The organism is Corallococcus sicarius (assembly GCF_003611735.1).
GTDB lineage: Bacteria > Myxococcota > Myxococcia > Myxococcales > Myxococcaceae > Corallococcus > Corallococcus sicarius.
Map to the genome: position 1 here is coordinate 1 of NZ_RAWG01000196.1, position 17,859 is coordinate 17,859.

Annotated in this window: 12 protein-coding genes; 8 read left to right on the plus strand and 4 right to left on the minus strand. The window is 70.8% G+C overall.

What is annotated here, in order from left to right; genetic code table 11:
• The 3 genes from D7X12_RS26355 to D7X12_RS26365 form a co-directional block, all read left to right on the plus strand.
• A partial coding sequence (locus D7X12_RS26355) for a glycosyltransferase family 4 protein (RefSeq protein WP_244224783.1) occupies positions 1-1,275 on the plus strand: 1,275 nt, incomplete at its 5' end.
• Complete coding sequence (locus D7X12_RS26360; protein WP_120628040.1) at positions 1,272-2,597, plus strand: lipopolysaccharide biosynthesis protein; 1,326 nt, start codon at positions 1,272-1,274, stop codon at positions 2,595-2,597. The genes D7X12_RS26355 and D7X12_RS26360, both read left to right, overlap by 4 nt.
• A 116-nt stretch (positions 2,598-2,713) precedes the next feature.
• Complete coding sequence (locus D7X12_RS26365) at positions 2,714-3,475, plus strand: sugar transferase (RefSeq protein WP_120628051.1); 762 nt, start codon at positions 2,714-2,716, stop codon at positions 3,473-3,475.
• Here D7X12_RS26365 and D7X12_RS26370 read toward each other — a convergent pair.
• Positions 3,396-4,547 (minus strand): DegT/DnrJ/EryC1/StrS family aminotransferase, encoded by a 1,152-nt coding sequence (locus tag D7X12_RS26370; RefSeq protein WP_120628041.1) that lies wholly within the window; start codon positions 4,545-4,547, stop codon positions 3,396-3,398. The genes D7X12_RS26365 and D7X12_RS26370 overlap by 80 nt on opposite strands.
• A gap of 129 nt (positions 4,548-4,676) precedes the next feature.
• Positions 4,677-5,990 (minus strand): hypothetical protein, encoded by a 1,314-nt coding sequence (locus tag D7X12_RS26375; RefSeq protein ID WP_120628042.1) that lies wholly within the window; start codon positions 5,988-5,990, stop codon positions 4,677-4,679.
• Between the two features lie 371 nt (positions 5,991-6,361).
• Between D7X12_RS26375 and D7X12_RS26380 the strand changes: the two genes are divergently transcribed.
• A complete protein-coding gene (locus D7X12_RS26380) occupies positions 6,362-7,171 on the plus strand; it encodes a GNAT family N-acetyltransferase (protein ID WP_244224784.1) in 810 nt (269 codons plus the stop codon).
• 77 nt (positions 7,172-7,248) lie between these two features.
• Here the strand turns inward: D7X12_RS26380 and D7X12_RS26385 are convergent, their stop codons facing one another.
• Positions 7,249-9,147, minus strand: coding sequence for a nucleoside-diphosphate sugar epimerase/dehydratase (locus tag D7X12_RS26385; protein ID WP_244224785.1), 1,899 nt, complete (start codon positions 9,145-9,147; stop codon positions 7,249-7,251).
• 399 nt (positions 9,148-9,546) lie between these two features.
• On the opposite strand from D7X12_RS26385, the gene D7X12_RS26390 reads away from it, so the two are divergent.
• From D7X12_RS26390 to D7X12_RS45150, 3 genes are all read left to right on the plus strand, one after another.
• On the plus strand, positions 9,547-10,176 hold the full coding sequence (locus D7X12_RS26390; RefSeq protein ID WP_120628045.1) for a histidine phosphatase family protein: 630 nt from the start codon (positions 9,547-9,549) through the stop codon (positions 10,174-10,176).
• 101 nt (positions 10,177-10,277) lie between these two features.
• Positions 10,278-11,858, plus strand: a complete 1,581-nt coding sequence (locus D7X12_RS26395; RefSeq protein ID WP_120628046.1) for a hypothetical protein — start codon at positions 10,278-10,280, stop codon at positions 11,856-11,858.
• A gap of 45 nt (positions 11,859-11,903) precedes the next feature.
• Positions 11,904-14,540 (plus strand): winged helix-turn-helix domain-containing protein, encoded by a 2,637-nt coding sequence (locus D7X12_RS45150; protein ID WP_120628047.1) that lies wholly within the window; start codon positions 11,904-11,906, stop codon positions 14,538-14,540.
• Here D7X12_RS45150 and D7X12_RS26405 read toward each other — a convergent pair.
• Positions 14,530-15,996 carry a putative metal-binding motif-containing protein gene (locus D7X12_RS26405; RefSeq protein WP_147443811.1) on the minus strand — a complete coding sequence of 489 codons (1,467 nt, stop codon included), beginning with the start codon at positions 15,994-15,996 and terminating at the stop codon, positions 14,530-14,532. The genes D7X12_RS45150 and D7X12_RS26405 overlap by 11 nt on opposite strands.
• A gap of 428 nt (positions 15,997-16,424) precedes the next feature.
• Here D7X12_RS26405 and D7X12_RS26410 point away from each other — a divergent pair, with 428 nt between their 5' ends.
• Positions 16,425-17,591: a trypsin-like serine protease gene (locus tag D7X12_RS26410; RefSeq protein ID WP_120628049.1), complete on the plus strand. Its 1,167-nt coding sequence runs from the start codon at positions 16,425-16,427 to the stop codon at positions 17,589-17,591.
• The last annotated feature ends 268 nt before the right edge of the window (positions 17,592-17,859 follow it).

The window sequence follows — 17,859 nt, forward strand, 5'->3', positions numbered from 1 at the left end:
ATCCCCAACCCCATCCCCAACCCCTTCCCCAACCCGCGTTCACCGGAGCGACCTGAGATGAAGATCGTCTACCTGCACCAGTACTTCAACACGCCCACCATGCACGGCGGCACCCGCTCCTATGAACTCGCGCGCCGCCTGGTCGGCATGGGGCACGAGGTCCACATGGTGACCTCCGACGCCCGGCCCGGGAACAAGGCCCGCGGCTGGCGCGAGACGAACGAGGCCGGCATCCAGGTGCACTGGCTGCCGGTGCCCTACAACAACGCCATGAGCTACCCGGAGCGCATCCGGGCCTTCAGCCACTTCGCCGTCAACTCCACGCGCCGCGCGGCGCAGCTGTCCGGCGACGTCTTCTTCGCCACCAGCACGCCCCTCACCATCGCGGTGCCGGGCATCTTCGCCTCGCGCTGGAACAGCCGCCCCATGGTGTTCGAGGTGCGCGACCTCTGGCCCGCCATCCCCATCGCCGTGGGCGCGCTCAAGAGCCGCTCCGCCATCATGGCCGCGCAGCTGTTGGAGAAGGCCGCCTACGCGGGGGCGGCGCACATCATCGCGCTGTCGCCGGGCATGAAGGCCGGCGTGGAGGCGGCGGGCGTGTCGCCGGAGAAGATCACCGTCATCCCCAACCTCTGCGACCCGGAGCGCTTCCAGGTGCCCCCGTCCGCGGGCGAGGCGTTCCGCCAGAAGTACCCGTGGCTCCAGGACCGCCCCATGGTGCTGTACGCGGGCACGCTGGGCCTGGTGAACGGGGTGGACTACCTGGTGCGGGTGGCCGCGGACATGCTCAAGCGGGACCCGGAGGTGCGCTTCGTCATCATGGGCCAGGGCCGCGAGGAGGCGTCGCTGCACGCGCTGGCCCAGAAGCTGGGCGTGAAGGACACCAACCTCTTCTTCCTGCCCAGCGTGCCCAAGGCGCAGGTGCCCGCGGTGCTCAGCGCGGCCACCATGGCCACGTCCCTCTTCACCGACGTGGAGGGGATGCAGGACAACTCCGCCAACAAGTTCTTCGACGCGCTCGCCGCGGGCCGTCCGCTCGCGCTCAACTACGGCGGCTGGCAGGCGGAGCTGATGGACCGGGAAGCGTTCGGCCTGCGCCTGCCGCCCAAGGACATCCCCGCCGCGGCGGGGATGCTGGCCAGCAGGCTGCGCGACCCGCGGTGGCTCGCGGAGGCCGGGGCGCTGGCGGCGCGCCTGGGCCGCGAGCGCTACTCCGCGGACATCGCGGCGAAGCGGCTGTCGGAAGTGTTGCAGCGCGCGGCGGCGCGGTCGTGACACCGCGCTCGGTGGGGAGCAACTTCGCGTGGACGCTCTCCTCCGGGCTCGGGTACGCGCTCGCGCAGTGGGCCGTGCTGGTGGCCCTCGCGCGGCTGGGCACCATGGAGGAGGTGGGTGAGTTCGCGCTCGCCCTGGCCATCACCGCGCCGGTGCTGCTGCTGGCGCGCATGCAGCTGCGCACGCTCCAGGCCACCGACGCCCGGGGCGTGCATGGCTTCGAGCACTACCTGGGCCTGATGGTGCTCAACGTGCTCGTCGCCGTGGCGGCGTGCTGCGCCATCGCGGCGTGCGTGGCGTCCTCCCCGCGCGAGGGCGCGGTCATCGTGCTGGTGGCGGTGGCCAAGGGCTTCGAGGCCGTGAGCGAAGTGTTCTACGGCGCGCTCCAGAAGGCGGAGCGGATGGCGCTCATCGCCCGCTCCATCCTCGCCAAGAGCGTGCTGTCGGTGGTGGCGGTGACGCTCGCGCTCTGGCTCACGAAGAGCCCCGTCGCCGGGGCGGCCGCGCTGGGGCTGTCCTGGGCCGTGGTCCTCTTCCTCTTCGACGCGCAGGCGTTCCGGCGCGAGTTCCCGGGCGCGCACCCCTGGCGCCCCCTGTGGCGCACGCCGTGGCGCGAGCAGGGCGCCCCCCTCAAGGCGCTCCTGGGGCTGGGCTACGTGCTGGGCATCACCGCCCTGTTGGGGTCGCTGCGCCCCAACGCCCCCCGCTACCTGCTGGAGGCGCACGCCGGCCAGGCGGAGCTGGGCATGTACGCCGCGCTCGCGTACTTCGCCGCGCTGGGAGGCCGGGTGGTTCACGCGATGGGGATGGCGGTGAGCCCCCGGCTCGGGCGCTACCACGCGGACGGAGCACGCCAGCGCTTCGGCCGGATGCTCGCGGCGTTCGTGGGGAGCGCGGCGCTGGTGGGCGTGTGTGCCATTGGCTGCGCGGCCTTGATGGGGCGCTGGGCGCTCACCCTCTTCTACGGGGCCGCGTACGCGCAAAATCTGGAATTGTTCGTCTGGCTGATGGGGGCCGCGGCATTGGAGTACATCTGCGTGAGCCTCCAGGTGGGGCTCACCGCGGCGCGCGAGCTGGGCGGACAGGTGGTGCTGCTCATCGTCTCCGTGGGCGTGGTGGTGTTGGCCAGCCTCGTGTGGGTCCCGACACAGGGGCCGGTGGGGGCGGCGTGGGCGCTGGGGCTCGGGTGGATGGCGGAGCTCGCGGGCAGCGTGCTGCTCACCGTTCGCGCGTGGCGGCGGATGGCGCCCCAGCAAGCAGACCCCGGCCCCACGGTTCCGGCCACAACGGCCGTGGGTGCTCGGGAGCCAACAGCGGGCTGAGGCCCGGGGGCGGTGGTGGAGTGCCTGGGTGACTTCTAGTCTGCTCAGGCTTCGAGCCTGTGGCGTCATCGGAGCGCGGCACCGGGCCTGACGCCACGCACTGGGATGCCTCCATCATGCAACGACAGTCAGGCGCCGGGCTGTTCCTCAAACGATGCATCGACCGGGTGGCCGCGGGAGCGGGGCTCTTGTGCCTGGCTCCGGTGATGGTCTTCACGGGGCTGTTCGTCCGTGTGACGCTGGGCAGCCCCGTCCTCTTCCGCCAGGTCCGTCCGGGCCTGGGAGGAAGGCTGTTCACGGTCTTCAAGTTCCGCACGATGCGGGAGGCCACGGACGCGAACGGCAACCCGCTGCCGGACGAGCAGCGCCTCACCTGGGCCGGGCGGCTCCTGCGCTCCACGAGCCTGGACGAGCTGCCGCAGCTGTGGAACGTGCTCCGGGGTGACATGAGCCTCGTGGGCCCCCGCCCGCTGCTCGAGGAGTACCTGCCGCGCTACTCCGCCGTACAGGCGCGGCGCCATGACGTGCTGCCGGGCATCACCGGCTGGGCGCAGGTCAACGGGCGCAACGCGCTCAGCTGGGACGAGCGCTTCCGGCTGGACGTCTGGTACGTGGACCACTGGAGCCTCGCGCTGGACGCGAAGGTGCTCGCCCTCACGCTGCTGCGCGTGGTGCAGCGGCAGGGCATCTCCTTCGTGAGCGAGGCGACGATGAACAAGTTCCTGGGCAGCGAGCCTCCGGCACGCGCCGTGCCGGTGGCCCCCGTCGTGCCGCTGCGCGAGGTGGCGGGCGGCCCGGTCAGCTCCCCGTACGACGGACCGTCCGCCGGTGCACGGCACGCACCACCTCCACCACGCGTGTCAGGTCGTGGTGGGTGAGGTTGGAGCCGGACGGCAGGCACAGTCCCTGGTCGAACAGCGACTCGGCGACGCTGCCCCGTCGCCGCTCGAAGGAGGCGAAGACGGGCTGCAGGTGCATGGGCTTCCACACCGGCCGCGCCTCGATGTTCTCCCGCTCCAGCGCGGTGCGCACCGCCTCCCGGTCCGCGCCGAACGCCTCCGGGTCGATGGTGACGGTCGTCAGCCAGCGCGTGTGACGGCCCCACGGGGCCTCGGGCATGAACGTGAGGCCCGGCAGGTCTTCAAAGGCGTTCGCGTAGAAGACGTGGTTCGCGCGCCGCGCGGCCACCCGGTCCTCCAGCACGTGCAGCTGTCCCCGCCCGATGGCGGCCAGCACGTTGCTGAGCCGGTAGTTGTAGCCCACCTCGGAGTGCTGGTAGTGCGGCGCGGTGTCGCGCGCCTGGGTGGCCAGCTTGAGGGCGTGCTGGACGAGCTGCCCGTCCGGGGACACCAGCATCCCGCCTCCGGACGTGGTGAGGATCTTGTTGCCATTGAAGGAGTAGATGCCCACGCGGCCGAGCGTGCCCGGGGCCTTCCCCTTGTACGTGCTGCCCAGGGCCTCGGCCGCGTCCTCCACGACGGGCACGCCGTAGCGGTCACACGCCGCGAGGATGGGGTCCAGGTCCGCGCTCTGGCCGTAGAGGTGGACCACGATGACGGCGCGGGGCAGCCGTCCCGTGCGCGCGCGCTTCGCGAGTTCCTCCTCCACCAGGGCGGGGTCCATGTTCCAGGACGTGCGCTCGCTGTCGATGAAGACCGGCGACGCGCCCAGGTAGCGGATGGGATTGACCGACGCGGAGAACGTGAGCGTGCTCACCAGGACCTCGTCACCAGGCCCTACGCCCACCAGTTGCAGGGCCAGGTGGAGCGCGGCCGTGCCGGAGCTCAGCGCGAGCGCATGAGGCGTGCCCACGCACCGGGCGAACTCCTCCTGGAACGCGTCCACGTGCGGTCCCAGGGGGGCAATCCAGTTGCTCGCGAAGGCGTCTTCGACATAGCCGCGCTCGAGCGCGCCCATGTGGGGCGAGGACAGGTAGATGCGGGAGGACATGCGGGGGCTCCGGGGCGGGCCGGGTCCAGTCCCCGGCATTGCCCGAAGCGTTCGCACACACCCTCCTCCCGCGCACTCGGGCGGGAGGAGGGGGTGTCTGTCCGCATTAGGAACCGCGGACCCGCGGAACTACAGCGCGGAGCCGCTGTCCAGCAGCTTCACGTTGAGCGCGGCGTTGCCGTAGAACTGGGTGTTCTGGCCCACCGAGTGCGTCTCCAGGCGGCGCTGGAGCGCGATGTTGTAGCGGCCCAGCTTCATCAGGCCGTCGTTGAACCAGCCCGTGCCCGTGCCCGTGCCGTCCACGTAGTTGGCGTAGCGGCCGGCGGAAGGCCAGATGACGTTGTTGAGCGTCACGACGAACTTGCGCATGTCCGCGTCCGTCCACTCCATGCCCGCGTCATGGGCCTCGGTGAGGTAGGCCATCACGCCGTTGCCGTGGGCCACGTCCTGGCCGGGGCGCGCCTTGGAGCCCCACGTGGCGCTCCAGAAGTACGCCGACGGGTTGACCGTGCTGGTGATGAACTGCCCGCGCAGCGACGAGGTGTTGGTCGGCAGGTCGCGGTTGATGTTGTTGAAGACCGTCAGGTAGGTCGCCTTCTTCGTCGCGTCCGTCGTCATCCGGGACAGGTCCATCGCGATGTAGGCCCAGTGCGAGGCCATGTGCGTGTTGACGCGGTAGATGTAGCTGTTCGCGCTGCGCTTGTTCCACTTCTCGAACATGTTCTTTTCGGTGAACGCCAGCAGCCGGTCGTACTGCGCGCGGTAGGTGGCGTTGCCGTAGAGCGCGGGCGTCTCCTTGATGACGCGCAGCATGCGCGTCACGTACCGCCAGCAGTAGCTTTCGAACAGGGGCACTTCCTGGCCCAGGGTGTCCGAGCGCGCCGACGCCCAACCCATGTAGCCATCCTTGAACTGGCTCCGGGGCAGCGACGCGGACGACTTCGCGTTGCCGACCATGTTGTTCACATAGAGCAGGGCCCGGTCCATGTACTGCGTCTTGCCCGTGGCGCGATACATCGCGGTGTTGCCGTCGATGCCGTAGGCCAGGTCATAGAACTGCCAGCTGTCCAGCGATCTGCTCTTGGGCAGGAAGCTCCCGGTGTGCTCGGAGTTCCAGCGGTTCAGGAACAGCGTCTCCCAGCCCGCGACGGTGCGCAGGCCCGTGACGGCCTGGGCGGTGGTCCCCAGGGACGGCTCCGCGGCCGCCTCCGGAGAGGGAGCAGGCAGGGCCGTCTCCTCGGAAGGGGGAGCAAGCTGCTCCGTTCCGGGGGCGAGGGCTTCGGGGCTTTCCGGCGAGGCTTCTTCACGGGTGTCGACCGTGGCCGTTTCACCAGGAGCGGGGGTCTCCGGGTTGGGGCCGCAGGCACCACCCACCAGCAGGGCGAGCGACAACAGGGACGGCAGGGCGAAACCAGGCGTGTTGCGACGACGAGAGTCGAACATCAGGGGGATCCCGGAGGGCAGGACCGGCAGGGGGGCCCGGTCTGCTACCCTTGGCAATGGGAACGCCGAAGTGCGTTCGCGAGCCGCACAAAGGCTTGGGGAGCCCGCTGAATTCCTTTGTGATTAGACAAAGATTGAAGCGGCTTGCCCGTTTGTCTTCATTGCAAGTCCTCAGGGGCCTGAGTGCCTGAGCCGGTGTTGTTTTCGCGCGAACAGGACGGGAGGAAGAGATGAGGAGGGTCCAAGCGACCGCCATGCTGGTTCCCGATGCGGGAGCCTCGGCGTTCTCAGAGGAGTATTTCCGCTCCGCGCATCACCTGCGGGCTGAACAGGTAACCCATACACTCCGCATCCAGGATGATACTGGTGGCGTGCTGCGCGTGCCACTCATCGTGCGGCCCATCGAGGGAACGCCCTACCGCGACGCCATCTCTCCGTATGGGTTTCCAGGCGGCTCGGTGGACGGTCTGTGCGACGTGCCCAAACACGCCGTGGATTGGCGGGCCACGGAGCTGGTCAGCATCTTCGTACGCGACCGGGTGGAGGGCCCCCGCTGCTTCGCGGAGGCGACGGCGCGCAACGAGGTGTTCTTCGTGGACCCGAGGCTGCCCATCGCGCCCAGGGAGACGCACTGCCGCCACATGCGGCGCAACGCCCGGCTGGGCTTCGTGAGCACGGTGGGTGCTTCCTGTGACGCACCCCGCGAGGAGCGGGAGGGGTTCCAGAGCGTGTACCGGCAGACCATGGTCCGCGACGGGGCGAGCCACCGGTACTTCTTCACCGAAGCGTACTTCGAGGAGCTGTTCGCCTCGCCCGGGACCTGGCTGGCGACGACGCGCGCACCTGACGGCCAGGTGGCGTCCGCCTCGGTCATCGTCCGCAGTGACGGCCTGCTGCACTACTACCTGGGGGGAACGGCGGACGCGCACCTGGCGCGCTCGCCGGCGAAGAACGTCTTCGAGACCATGATTGAACTCTGCAAGCGGCTGGGCCTTCCGCTCCACCTGGGGGGTGGGCTCCAGCCGGGGGATGGCCTGGAGGACTTCAAGCGCGGCTTCGCGAACGCCAGCACCCGGCTGCACACGCACGAGGTCATCTGCGAGCCGGCCGTCTACGCCCGCCTGTCGGAGGGGTGCACCGACCGGGACTTCTTTCCGACCTACCGGGCGCCGAAGAGCTGAAGCGCTGAAGGGCTGAAAACGACAGCGGGGCCCCGCGAACACGCGGGGCCCCGGGGACTTCCGCCGCCTTCAGGAGGCTAGGCGCTCACGGGCTGATCGCTGCCGCGCAGCTTCGACGGGGTGTACGTGGGCAGCAGGTCCTGGAGGGCGCGCTTCACGTCGTGGGCGTCACCGGCCCGGGCCGCCCGGTCCAGCCGCTTGAGCTGGAGCTGGAAGTCCGGGGGAGGCGCGGGGCTGCGCGCCACCTTGATGCGGTTGCGCACGTGCTGGGTGAGCTCCTCCTCCTCGCTCAGCAGCGTCTCCTCCAGCTTTTCGCCCGGGCGCAGCCCCGTGTAGACGATGGGGATGTCCTTGTCCGGCACCAGGCCCGTCATGGTGATCATGTTCGCGGCCAGCTCCGCGATGCGCACGGGCTCGCCCATGTCCAGGATGCACAGCTCCCCGTAGCCGCCCAGGCCCGCGAGCACCACGAGCCCCACGGCCTCCGGGATGATCATGAAGTAGCGGGTGCAGTCCGGGTGGGTGACGGTGACGGGCCCGCCGGCCTGGATCTGCTGCTTGAAGAGGGGCACCACGCTGCCCGCGGAGCCCAGCACGTTGCCGAAGCGGATGGCGGCGAACGTGGTGCGCGACGTCTCCGCGATGTCGCGGATGACCATCTCCGCGAGCCGCTTGGACGCGCCCATGACGGACGAGGGCTTCACGGCCTTGTCGGTGGAGATGAGGATGAAGCGCTCCGCGCCGCAGGCGTCCGCCATGCGCGCGACGTTCTGGGTGCCGAAGACGTTGTTCTTGATGGCCTCCTCGGGGGAGTCCTCCATCAGGGGCACGTGCTTGTGCGCGGCGGCGTGGAACACGTACTGCGGCAGGTACTCCTTGCCAATGCGCATCATGCGGTCCAGGTCGCGGATGTCCGCCACGATGGAGTGCACCGGCAGCCGCGGGTAGCGCGACTGGAGCTGGCGCACGAGCAGGTAGAGCTCGTTCTCGTTGATGTCCACCACCACGAGCGACTCGGGGGCATGTCCCGCCACCTGGCGCGCGATTTCACTGCCGATGGAGCCCGCCCCGCCGGTGACGAGGATGCGGCGGCCGGAGACGAGCCGGTGCACCTCCTCCCGGTCGAACGAGATGGGGTCGCGGGGCAGCAGGTGCTCCGGGCTGAGGTCGTGCAGCATCGCGGCGGTGACCTTCTGGTCCAGGTAGGCGAAGGAGGCCGGGATGATCTTGAAGCTGACGCTCTGGTGCCGGCACAGGCTCAGGAGGTACCGGGTGCGCTCGGGGGACAGGCGCGGGATGGCGATGAGCACCTGCGTCACGCGGTGCTTCTTGATGATCTCCGGCAGCGCGTCGATGACGCCGAGCACCGGCTTGCCATTGAGGAAGGTGCCCTGCTTGCCCGGGTCGTCGTCCACCAGCCCGATGACGTGCCACGTGCTGACCTGGGTGCGCATCAGGTCGCGCAGCAGGAGGTCCCCCGCGCTGCCCGCGCCCACGATGAGGGTGCGCTGGGCGCCGTCCGCCCGCGCGCGGCGCTGCTCCAGGTACCACTGCCGCACCATGCGCGGGGCGAAGCGGTGGATGCCCAGGAGCGTGGTGGTGGCGAAGAACTCCAGGGCAATCACCTGGCCCGGCAGCGCTTCGACGAAGAGCGCGGAGCGCAGCAGCTCAAACCCGATGGTGCCGATGATGTTGGCCATCACCAGCCGGACCGCCTCGTTGAGCCCGGAGCGGCGGAACGACCAGCGGTGCAGACCGATCCACACGAGGGCGCTCAGGCGCACCATCAGCAGCAGCGACAGCGCGCCCGGCAGGATCTCCCGGGCGTCCGGCGGCAGCACGCCGTCAAAGCGCGTCAGCGCCGCGAAGTAGAGCGATGCGGCGATGAGGGCCGCGTCCACCACGAGCATGCGCAGCGAACAGAGGCGGGGTGAGCTCCGCGCACTGCCCTCCGCCGCATCCAGGGACCCAACCACCGTGGAAAGCGTTTCGACACTCGTTCCATGCTCCATGAGGCCTCCCCCTTCGGCCTGGCGCGTGTGGCTTCACTCCCTCCGCTGACAGCGGGACGGAAGTTCGCTCCAGTTCGGAATTGCGAGGAAAAGTGGTAGTTCCCGCCTCAAGTCCCAAGCCGTCCCGGAGTGCATCCGCCTGACGCCCGGGTTTCCTGCGCAGGAGTCAGCAACGGCCCCATCCCCCAAGACGCCTTCTGGCTGAAACACAGACGTATTCGTGGTTTCCAAGAAAGATGAGTCGTGCGGCTTTCGTGTGCACGACGGCCCTGTCCACCCCGGGGGCAGCGCGGGCGCGGGCCTGGATGCCTGCCACCACCGAATGGCTTGCCCCTCTGGAGGCGCCCCGTCACGCTGGGCGACATGACGACCGAGTTCATCCTCCTCCGCCATGGCGAGACGGAATGGAATGCCCAGGAGCGCCTGCAGGGGCACCTGAACAGCACGCTGAGCCTGGGGGGCTTGCGCCAGGCGGACGCGCTCGCGGCCCGGCTCGCCACCGTTCGCTTTCAAGCGCTCTACTCCAGCGACCTGGGCCGCGCGGTGCAGACGGCGTCCTGCATCGCGGCCACGACGGGCCATGCCCTCCAGCAGGACGTGCGCCTGCGCGAGCGTGGGCTGGGCATCCTCGAAGGGCTGACGCGCACGGAGGCGCGCCTGCGACACCCGGAGGTCTTCTCCCACTACGCGGCCGGCGGCCCCGACTTCGTCATCCCGGAGGGCGAGAGCACGTCACAAAGGCTGCGGCTCGCGGTCGCGTGCCTGGAGGAGCTGGCCGGGCGCCACCCGGGGGAGCGCGTCGTGGTGGTGACCCATGGAGGGCTGCTCAGCAGCCTGTTCCGCCACTGCCTGGGCATCCCGCCCGCGACACCCCGCGCCTTCGCCGTCCTCAACGCGAGCTGGAACCGGTTCGACTTCGAAGCGGGCGGCTTCCGGCTGGTGAGCTGGGGGGACGTCAGCCACCTGCGCGACCTCAGCCGGGATGACACCTGAGCGGCCGGGCCCCGGGCGGGCGCGGATTTAACTCGGCTTAATGCATCCCGTTTGACGACCTGGGCGACAACTCCCTCAACGGATTCATCAGGGGGACGCACATGTCGGCATCAATCCTGGGCCCCAAGCCCTTCAACGCCATCCAGAAGCCGACGGTCAGCAGGCCGCAGGGGCCGGTCTGCCTGCCACCGCCGCCGCCGGTCGCGGCCGCGAGGACCCAGGGGGCGGGCTTCTTCTCCGACGGCTTCACGGCCGCCCGGAGCGCCGGGCGCAACCCGGTGTTGGATCCCTTCAGCAGCCCGGTGTTCGTCCAGAACAACCCGCCGCCTCCGCCCGCGGCGCCCGCCAATCCGCTCTCCGTGAGCGCGGGACTGGAAGGCGCCCTCACCGTCAGTCCGAACGGCGTGTCGGTGGAGGCCAGCGGAGAGCTGGAGGTGGAGCTGGAGGGAGGCCCCTTCTCCCTCACCGTCGGGGCGTATTCGGAGGTGGAAGCCAGCCAGAGCACCGACGGGGACATGACCACCTTCAGCGTGGAGGCGGAGGTCAGCGTCAAGGCGGAGGCCGGCGTGGAGACGCCGCTGGTCTCCGCGAGCGTCACCGGCGAGACGGGGGCCCGCGGGTCCTACCAGGTGTCGCTGCCCCGCGAGGCCGCGGCGGGCATCACCACGCCCGAACAGGCCGCCGCGCTGCTCAGCCCCTTCCAGCCGGGGAACCTCCCGGTGGGGACCACCATCGAGATGCACGGTGAGACCTTCATGGAGACCGGCATGTCGGTGACGTTCCAGAACATCGCGAACGCGTTCGACCTCACGGTGAGCGACAGCGTGGAGCGCGCCCGGGGCATGTCCATCGCCATCAACAAGGTGGACGAGAACACGGTCCGGGTGACCATCGGGCCCACGGAGACGGTGTCGCGCACCGGGGGCCTTGGCATCAAGGCGGCGGGCGTGGAGGTCAGCCTGTCCACCACCGGCACGGTGGACCAGCAGTCCGCGCGTCAGGTGGACTTCGACATCTCCACCCCGGAGGGACAGGCGGCCTATGACCGCTTCCTCGCCACCGGCCAGCTGCCGGGCAACGACGCCGCGAACGGCACCTCCAACGCCGCGACCGTGGACGTCATCTCCGGCCAGGTGACCCAGGAGCTGACCGTGGCCGTCTCCTTCGGGGAGTCCACCCCCGTGACGGACGACTACACGTACACGACCTACGACGACGGCCGGCAGCTGTTCGAGTACTCCGGCCGCATTGGCCCGGTGACGCTCGCCATCGCGGGCGAGGTGAACGACCCCTCCACCCACACCTATGACGCCACGGCGACGGGGGTGGAGCCGAACGTCCTGGACGGCCTGCGCCAGGTGTACCCGGGCATGGAGGGCACCGGCGATTCGGTGACGCTGTCCTTCACGAACGCGGAGGGGCAGCGGCTGATGGAGCTGGCGCAGCAGTGGGTGCAGAACCCCGTGGAGCACGTGGAAGGGTTCCCGGAGACCCCGCCGGACTGGGTGCTGGCCGTGGCCGGCGCGGCGACGCCGGAGGAGGCCATCGCCCTGATGATGTCGCCGACGGCGAACTACGACTCCACGGCGGTGCTCTACCGGATGAGCGAGCTCAGCCTCTACATCAACCCCGGGAACGACCCCCAGGGTCCCCAGCTCCCGGGAACGGCCACCGCGCAATAGGCGGGCTGCCAGAAGGGGTGGTTCTGACCCTACAATGGCGGCGCCATGCGCACGCCATCCTCCCCCGGGCTCGGTCCGCCCGCCGTCTTCGTGGGCCGCGCCCAGGAGGTGCGGCGGATGGGGGAGATGTTGAAGCGCGTGCACACCGGGCTCGTCTACGGCCTGCCCGGTGCGGGCAAGTCCGCGCTGGCGGCGGCGGTGGCCTCGCGCCACCGGGGCACCGTCGTGCACCGGCGCGTGCTGCCGGGAGACACGCTGGACACGGTGGTGGACGACGTGCGCCGCCTGCTGCGCGAAGCGCCCGTGGCCCAGGCGCTGTCGGATGCGTCCCGGCTGGACGACCTGTCGCGCGAGCTGGAGGCCCGCCGCGCGCTGTGCGTGCTGGACGACCTGCACGTGCTGTCGCCCCCGGAGCGCGTGGCGCTGGTGGAGGACCTGGGCGGACGGCTGCGCAAGGGGACGCTGCTGGCCACCTCGCGCGAGTCCGTGCCCCGGCACGCCAGCAGCCCGGACCGCTTCGAGCTGCGGCTGGATGGCCTGGAGGAAGAGGCCGCGCGCCTGCTGTGGCGGGAGCTGGACGCGCTCTATGGCGAGCGGGATGGCTTCACCGCCGCGTGGAGCCGCTCGCGGGGGCTGCCCTTCCTCCTGCGCCGTGCCCATGCCGGGGACACGGGCGGGGATGAGCCGGTGCGCGCGGCGCTGGCGGCGCTGCCCGGGGACGAGCGCCAGCTGGCCGCGGTGCTGGCGCTGAGCGCGGTGCCGCTCTCGGCGAGCACCCTCCAGGATGTGCTGCCCGGGAGCACGGCCGGCGAATCCCTGCGGCGGCTGGGCGCGCGGCTGCTGGTGGAGACGGACGCACAGGGCAGGCACGGCGTCCACGACCTGGTGCGTGAGGCGCTCGTGTCGCTGCTCGGCCCGGAGGAGCTGGACGCCGCCCACGCGTCCCTGCTGGAGGCGCTGGAGCGCGAGCCCCTGCCCGCGGTGATGCGGGTGCGCGCGGTGTGCCGCCACCTCCAGGCGATGGGCCGTCACGAGGCGCGGGCGGACTTCATCGTCGCCCAGGCGGAGGCGCTGGTGCGCCACGGCGCCGCGGACGAGCTGCTGTCGCTGCTGGAGTCGCTGCCCGCCGCGCTGCACACGCCGGAGGTGCGGCTGGCCCATGCGCGCGCCCGGGTGCGGCTGCTCGACCTGCGGCGGGCGTACCCGGAGCTGCTGGAGCTGCGGGCCTCGCTGGACGCGCCGGGAGCGACGGCGAGCGAGGCCCTGCGCGAGGGCGTGGGCGCGGTGCTGGTCCGGGTGTCCCTCTTCTCGCTGGAGACGGCGGCGTGCCAGCGGACGCTGGAGGCCATGCCCATCCCGAGCAGCGCGGAGGTGTTCCTCCAGCAGCTCCTGGCCCTGTCCGCCCTGCTCTTCTTCCAGGGGCGCATCGACGAATCGCTCGCGGTGCTGGACGGCGCGGCGGAGGCTTCCGGGGAGAAGCGGGTGCTGGGGTGGTGTGCCTATGCCCGCGCGCTGATGCTGTGGATTGAGGGCCGGGACAGCGAGCTGGCGGCCCCGCTGGCCCGATGTGTGTCATTGCTGGAGGACGCGCCGCTCGACTCGCGAGGCCCGCTGGTGGCGGCCATGTCCGCGGGCATCCTCAGCCGGCTGGGCCGCTTCACGGAGGCCGAGGCCGCGCTCGCGAGCGCCCGGGAGCGGCTGGGACAGCTGGGAGCGCCGCGCCTCGCGCTGGAGCTGGACTGCATCGACGCGTGGGTGCGGGGCGAGCTGGGGCAGCGTCGGGCGGCGCTGGCCGCGTTGAGGCAGACGGAGGCCCGGGCGGAGCGCGCGGGCTACCTCTTCGTCCGCATGCTCTGCCGCATTGGTGCGGGCCGCATGTTGCTGGAGCTGGGCCGGCGCGCGGAGGGCCAGGCGCTGCTGGACACGGTGGAGGCGGAGGCCCGGGCACGGGGCGTGGTGGGCCTGCTGCGGGCCGTGCAGGGCGCGCGGGCCCTGGACGTGCCGGGGCCCGCGAGCCCCCCTGTCACGGTGGAGCCGCGAGAGGTGCGCCCCGGTGTGGCTGCCCGTCAGCGCGCCCTGGCGGCGCTGGACGCGGCCCGACAGGGGGACTCCGCGCGGGCCACGGGGCTGCTCGCCGCGCTGGAGCCGCTGGCGGTGGGAGGCGACTTCGCGCTGGAGCGAGCGGTGGGCCACCTGGCGCGGGCGGGGCTGCACCGGCTGGCGGGAAGGTCGCGCGAGGCGGAGGAGTCGCTGGAGAGCGCGGCCCGCGCCGCGGCGGAGGGAGAGGTGGATCCGGAGCTGATTCCAGAGCTGTCCCGCACCCTGCCCTCCCTGCCGGGCGCGGACGCCGGGCCCACGGCCGAGGCGACGGACGAGGTGGTGCTGGATGCGCGGCGCCACGAGCTGCGGGCCCTGGGGCGCGTCATCTCCCTGGAGCGGCGGGCGCTGCCGCGCAGGCTGCTGTACGCGCTGGCCCGGCAGCCGGGCCGCACGCTGTCGAAGGAGGACTGCGTGCGGGCCATGTGGAACGCGGACTACGACCCGCGGCTGCATGACAACTCGCTGCGGGTGCACGTGAGCCACGTGCGCGAGATGCTGGAAGGCACGGGCTGCCGCGTGGTGTTCGAAGACCCCGGCTACCGGCTGGAGGTCGCCGGGGGCTTCACCTTCATCACGGAGTAGGGCTTGGGGCGGAGCAGTAGCGGGCCGCCTGGAGCTGATGCGTGCGCGGCGTCTGCGTGGAGGTCATCACGATCGCGCCCATCCACCTCTCCGGAAGCTCCTCCAGCAGCACCCACTGCGCATGCCGGTGCAGGGGCAGCGGCTCGGGGCCCGGAGTCCAGTCCTTCGGGGCACCGCCCTGCCCCAGGGCCCAGAGGCGGCCCCGCCAGTCGAACCAGGTGTCCCCTCCCGACACCGGTGCGGAGCGGACGGAAAGCCAGGCAATCTCAAGCCCGTGGGACGTGGCCGTGGCACCGAACCAGGCGAGCTCGTGCGGCGTCGTCACGGCCACGGTCTCTTGCGTGCCCCCGTCGAAGAGGTTCTTCACGACCGCCAGCTTGTCGTCATTCCGGGTGTCGCACACCAGCAGGGCGGGTGACGCGCCCAGCTCCACGAGCTGGGGCGTCGGCGAGTAGGCCGTATCGACAGTGCGTTCATCACCGACGGGCAGCAGGTCGCTGTCAAAGCGTTGGAGCCGAACCAGCTCCTCCCCCAAGCCTCCTGTTTCCTGGAGCACCGCCAGCAGGAAGCCTCCCGTGCTCAACCCCAGCACCTCCACCCGGTCCACGATGGCGCCCTCGGGAGTCATGCGCATCAGGACCCGGGGAGCGGCCAGCACCTTCCCGTCCAGGTCCGTGACCGTGCCCAGCACCTCGTGAGCCCCAGCGAGGTAGGGACCGTCCGCCCAGGCCACGAAGACCCGTGAGCCCTCCGCCGCCACGGCCGCCTTGCTGGCGACCCCACCTACGGGATGGTCGAAGAGCACCACGTCGCCCGTACCGCCGTCCTGCCCGGGCGTGGGGCGCCCCTGCGCATCGAGCGGGACGAGATGCCCCCGGGTGTGGTCCGCCACCGCGCCCGTCGAGGAGTAGTACAGCGCGGGCCCCCGCGAGGTGGACAGCAGCTGGCTCTTCACGGTGCCGAGGGCCCCCGACGGGTCCACGACGTCCACCGGCACGTCCGTGGTGCCCAGCGGCTTCATGAAGGTGTCCATCCGCACGATGCGAGCCACCGCCGGTTGGTCGAGCACCGCCACCAGCACGCCCTCCGCCACGCGGACACTGCTCACGTTGTTCTGGGTCAGGGCCTCCGCCAGCGGCGTGACCGTTGACCATGTGGCCGGATCCGTCACGCCGTCGCAGTCGTTGTCCACACCATCACAGCGCGTCTCCGTCGTCTCGTAACTGGAGCCATACGACAGCGCCGTGCACACCGGTTCATAGGCCCCATCCACCTGGGCGCGGCGGGCCCCGGCGCAAACGCCCAGCGTGCGCTCACACGGAAGGGGCTCGACGGTTCCGCCATCCGGCGGCGGTGAGCCCCCGTCGTCCGGAGTGCCCGCGTCCACCACCGTGCCCGCGTCCACCACCGTGCCCGCATCCTGCGGCGAGGAGGACGACCCGCATCCTCCCAACATCAGACTCCCCGCCAACGACACGACCGCCCACATCCAACGTTTGTCCATTGGCGCGAGCCTAATCCCTTTCCACGCCAACGCGCGCCAGATGCGCCGAGGATGTTGCGCCCGGGTCCGGCAGGACATGCGCTGCTGCGCCCCCATGAAAACCGGAAAGCCAGTCCTCCGCGTCCCACTCCCCAGCGCAGGGGGAGCTCGCCTGGCAGACCGCGGCACTTCGCGTCCATGGCCGCCTACAAGACCTTCTTCACCACAAAGAAGTACGACGTCGTCATCACCCACGGACCCCTGCCGTGAGGTGCCCGGCTGGACAACAGGATTACAGTAGTTATCCAGTTGCTATAAAATCACGCATAAGGGTTTACAAGAGGAACCGGGCTCCTCCACAATCCCGGCGCTTCATAAAACACCCCTTTGACGAGGTTCACATGCTTTCAGGTCAGGTCGTGCGTGGCTGGGCAGCCGCCAGCGTGATGTCGCTGCTGGTCGTCGGATGCGGTCCGCAGGAGAAGCGTGAAGAGCAGGCCCCGGTGGAGGCCCCCGCTTCCACGACGCAGGACATCGTCGGAGGGACCAACACCACCATCGCCGCGAACCCGTGGCAGGTGTCCCTGCAGAGCACCAGCGGCAGCCACTTCTGCGGCGGCTCCGTGCTCAACGCGAACTGGATCCTGACCGCGCAGCACTGCGTGAAGTCGGGCAGCACCGTCTCCAAGCCGGGCCGCATCGTGGCCGGCGTCACCAACCGCACCGACAGCACCTCCGGGCAGATCCGCACGGTGGCGCAGGTCGTCGTCTTCCCGGGTTACTCGGACCCGAGCGTGGGCAAGGACGCGGCGCTGCTGCGGCTGACCTCGCCGCTGGACCTGAGCGGCCCGAACGTGAAGGCCATCCCCATCGTCACCGCGGCGGACGCGGCGGCGGGCGTCACCGCCCCGGGCGTCATCTCCCGCGTCACGGGCTGGGGCACGCTGACCAGCGGCTCTTCGTCGCTGCCCACCACCCTCCAGACGGTGGACGTGGCGCTGCTGAGCAACGCCCAGGCGCAGGCCAGCTACCCCGACGAGACCATCACGGCGGACCAGCTCGCGGCGGCCTCGCCGGGCAAGGACTCCTGCCAGGGTGACAGCGGCGGTCCGCTCACCGTCCTCAAGGGCAGCACCCGCGTCCTCGCGGGCATCGTGAGCTGGGGCTACGGCTGCGCGGACGCGCAGTACCCGGGCCTCTACGGCCGCGTGTCGTCCTTCGAGAGCTGGATCAACTCCACCATCAACGGCACGACGCCTCCTCCGGGCACGACGCTGCTCGACAAGACGGGCCTGTCCGGCGCGTCCAGCTCCTTCACGCACTTCGCCATCACCGTGCCCGCCGGCGCCACCACGCTGACCGTCGAGCAGTCGGGCGGCACGGGTGACGCGGACCTCTACGTGCGCCAGGGCTCGCAGCCCACCACGTCGGCCTACAACTGCCGCCCCTACGCCAGCGGCAACGCCGAGACCTGCACCCTGAACAGCCCCGCCGCGGGCACCTGGTACGTCTCCGTGCGCGGCTACAGCGCGTTCACGGGCGTGTCCGTCAAGGCCACCGTTCCGTAGTCCCGGAGCGCGTTTCGCCTGAAGTCCAGAGGCCCCGTCCCTCCCCGCTGGAGGAACGGGGCTTCTGTGTTTCAAGCCGCCAACCCGTGTCGCCGGGATGCCAGGGTGATAGACCCGGGGTCATGGCCCGGACTGGACCTCGAACCTCCCGCTGCCCCGACTGCAACGCCCCCTTCAAGCTCCAGGCCGGGCAGACGCACTACACCTGCGGCTTCTGCGGCATCGCGTTCGACCTGGGTGACACGCAGCCGGGCGCGCCCCTCCCTCC

Excerpts from the sequence above, each read along its gene's own strand:
- D7X12_RS26365 (WP_120628051.1), top strand. The coding sequence starts at position 2,714 with ATGCAACGACAGTCAGGCGCCGGGCTGTTCCTCAAACGATGCATCGAC.
- D7X12_RS26370 (WP_120628041.1), bottom strand. The coding sequence starts at position 4,547 with ATGTCCTCCCGCATCTACCTGTCCTCGCCCCACATGGGCGCGCTCGAG.
- D7X12_RS26375 (WP_120628042.1), bottom strand. The coding sequence starts at position 5,990 with ATGTTCGACTCTCGTCGTCGCAACACGCCTGGTTTCGCCCTGCCGTCC.
- D7X12_RS26390 (WP_120628045.1), top strand. The coding sequence starts at position 9,547 with ATGACGACCGAGTTCATCCTCCTCCGCCATGGCGAGACGGAATGGAAT.
- D7X12_RS26395 (WP_120628046.1), top strand. The coding sequence starts at position 10,278 with ATGTCGGCATCAATCCTGGGCCCCAAGCCCTTCAACGCCATCCAGAAG.
- D7X12_RS45150 (WP_120628047.1), top strand. The coding sequence starts at position 11,904 with ATGCGCACGCCATCCTCCCCCGGGCTCGGTCCGCCCGCCGTCTTCGTG.
- D7X12_RS26405 (WP_147443811.1), bottom strand. The coding sequence starts at position 15,996 with ATGTTGGGAGGATGCGGGTCGTCCTCCTCGCCGCAGGATGCGGGCACG.
- D7X12_RS26410 (WP_120628049.1), top strand. The coding sequence starts at position 16,425 with ATGCTTTCAGGTCAGGTCGTGCGTGGCTGGGCAGCCGCCAGCGTGATG.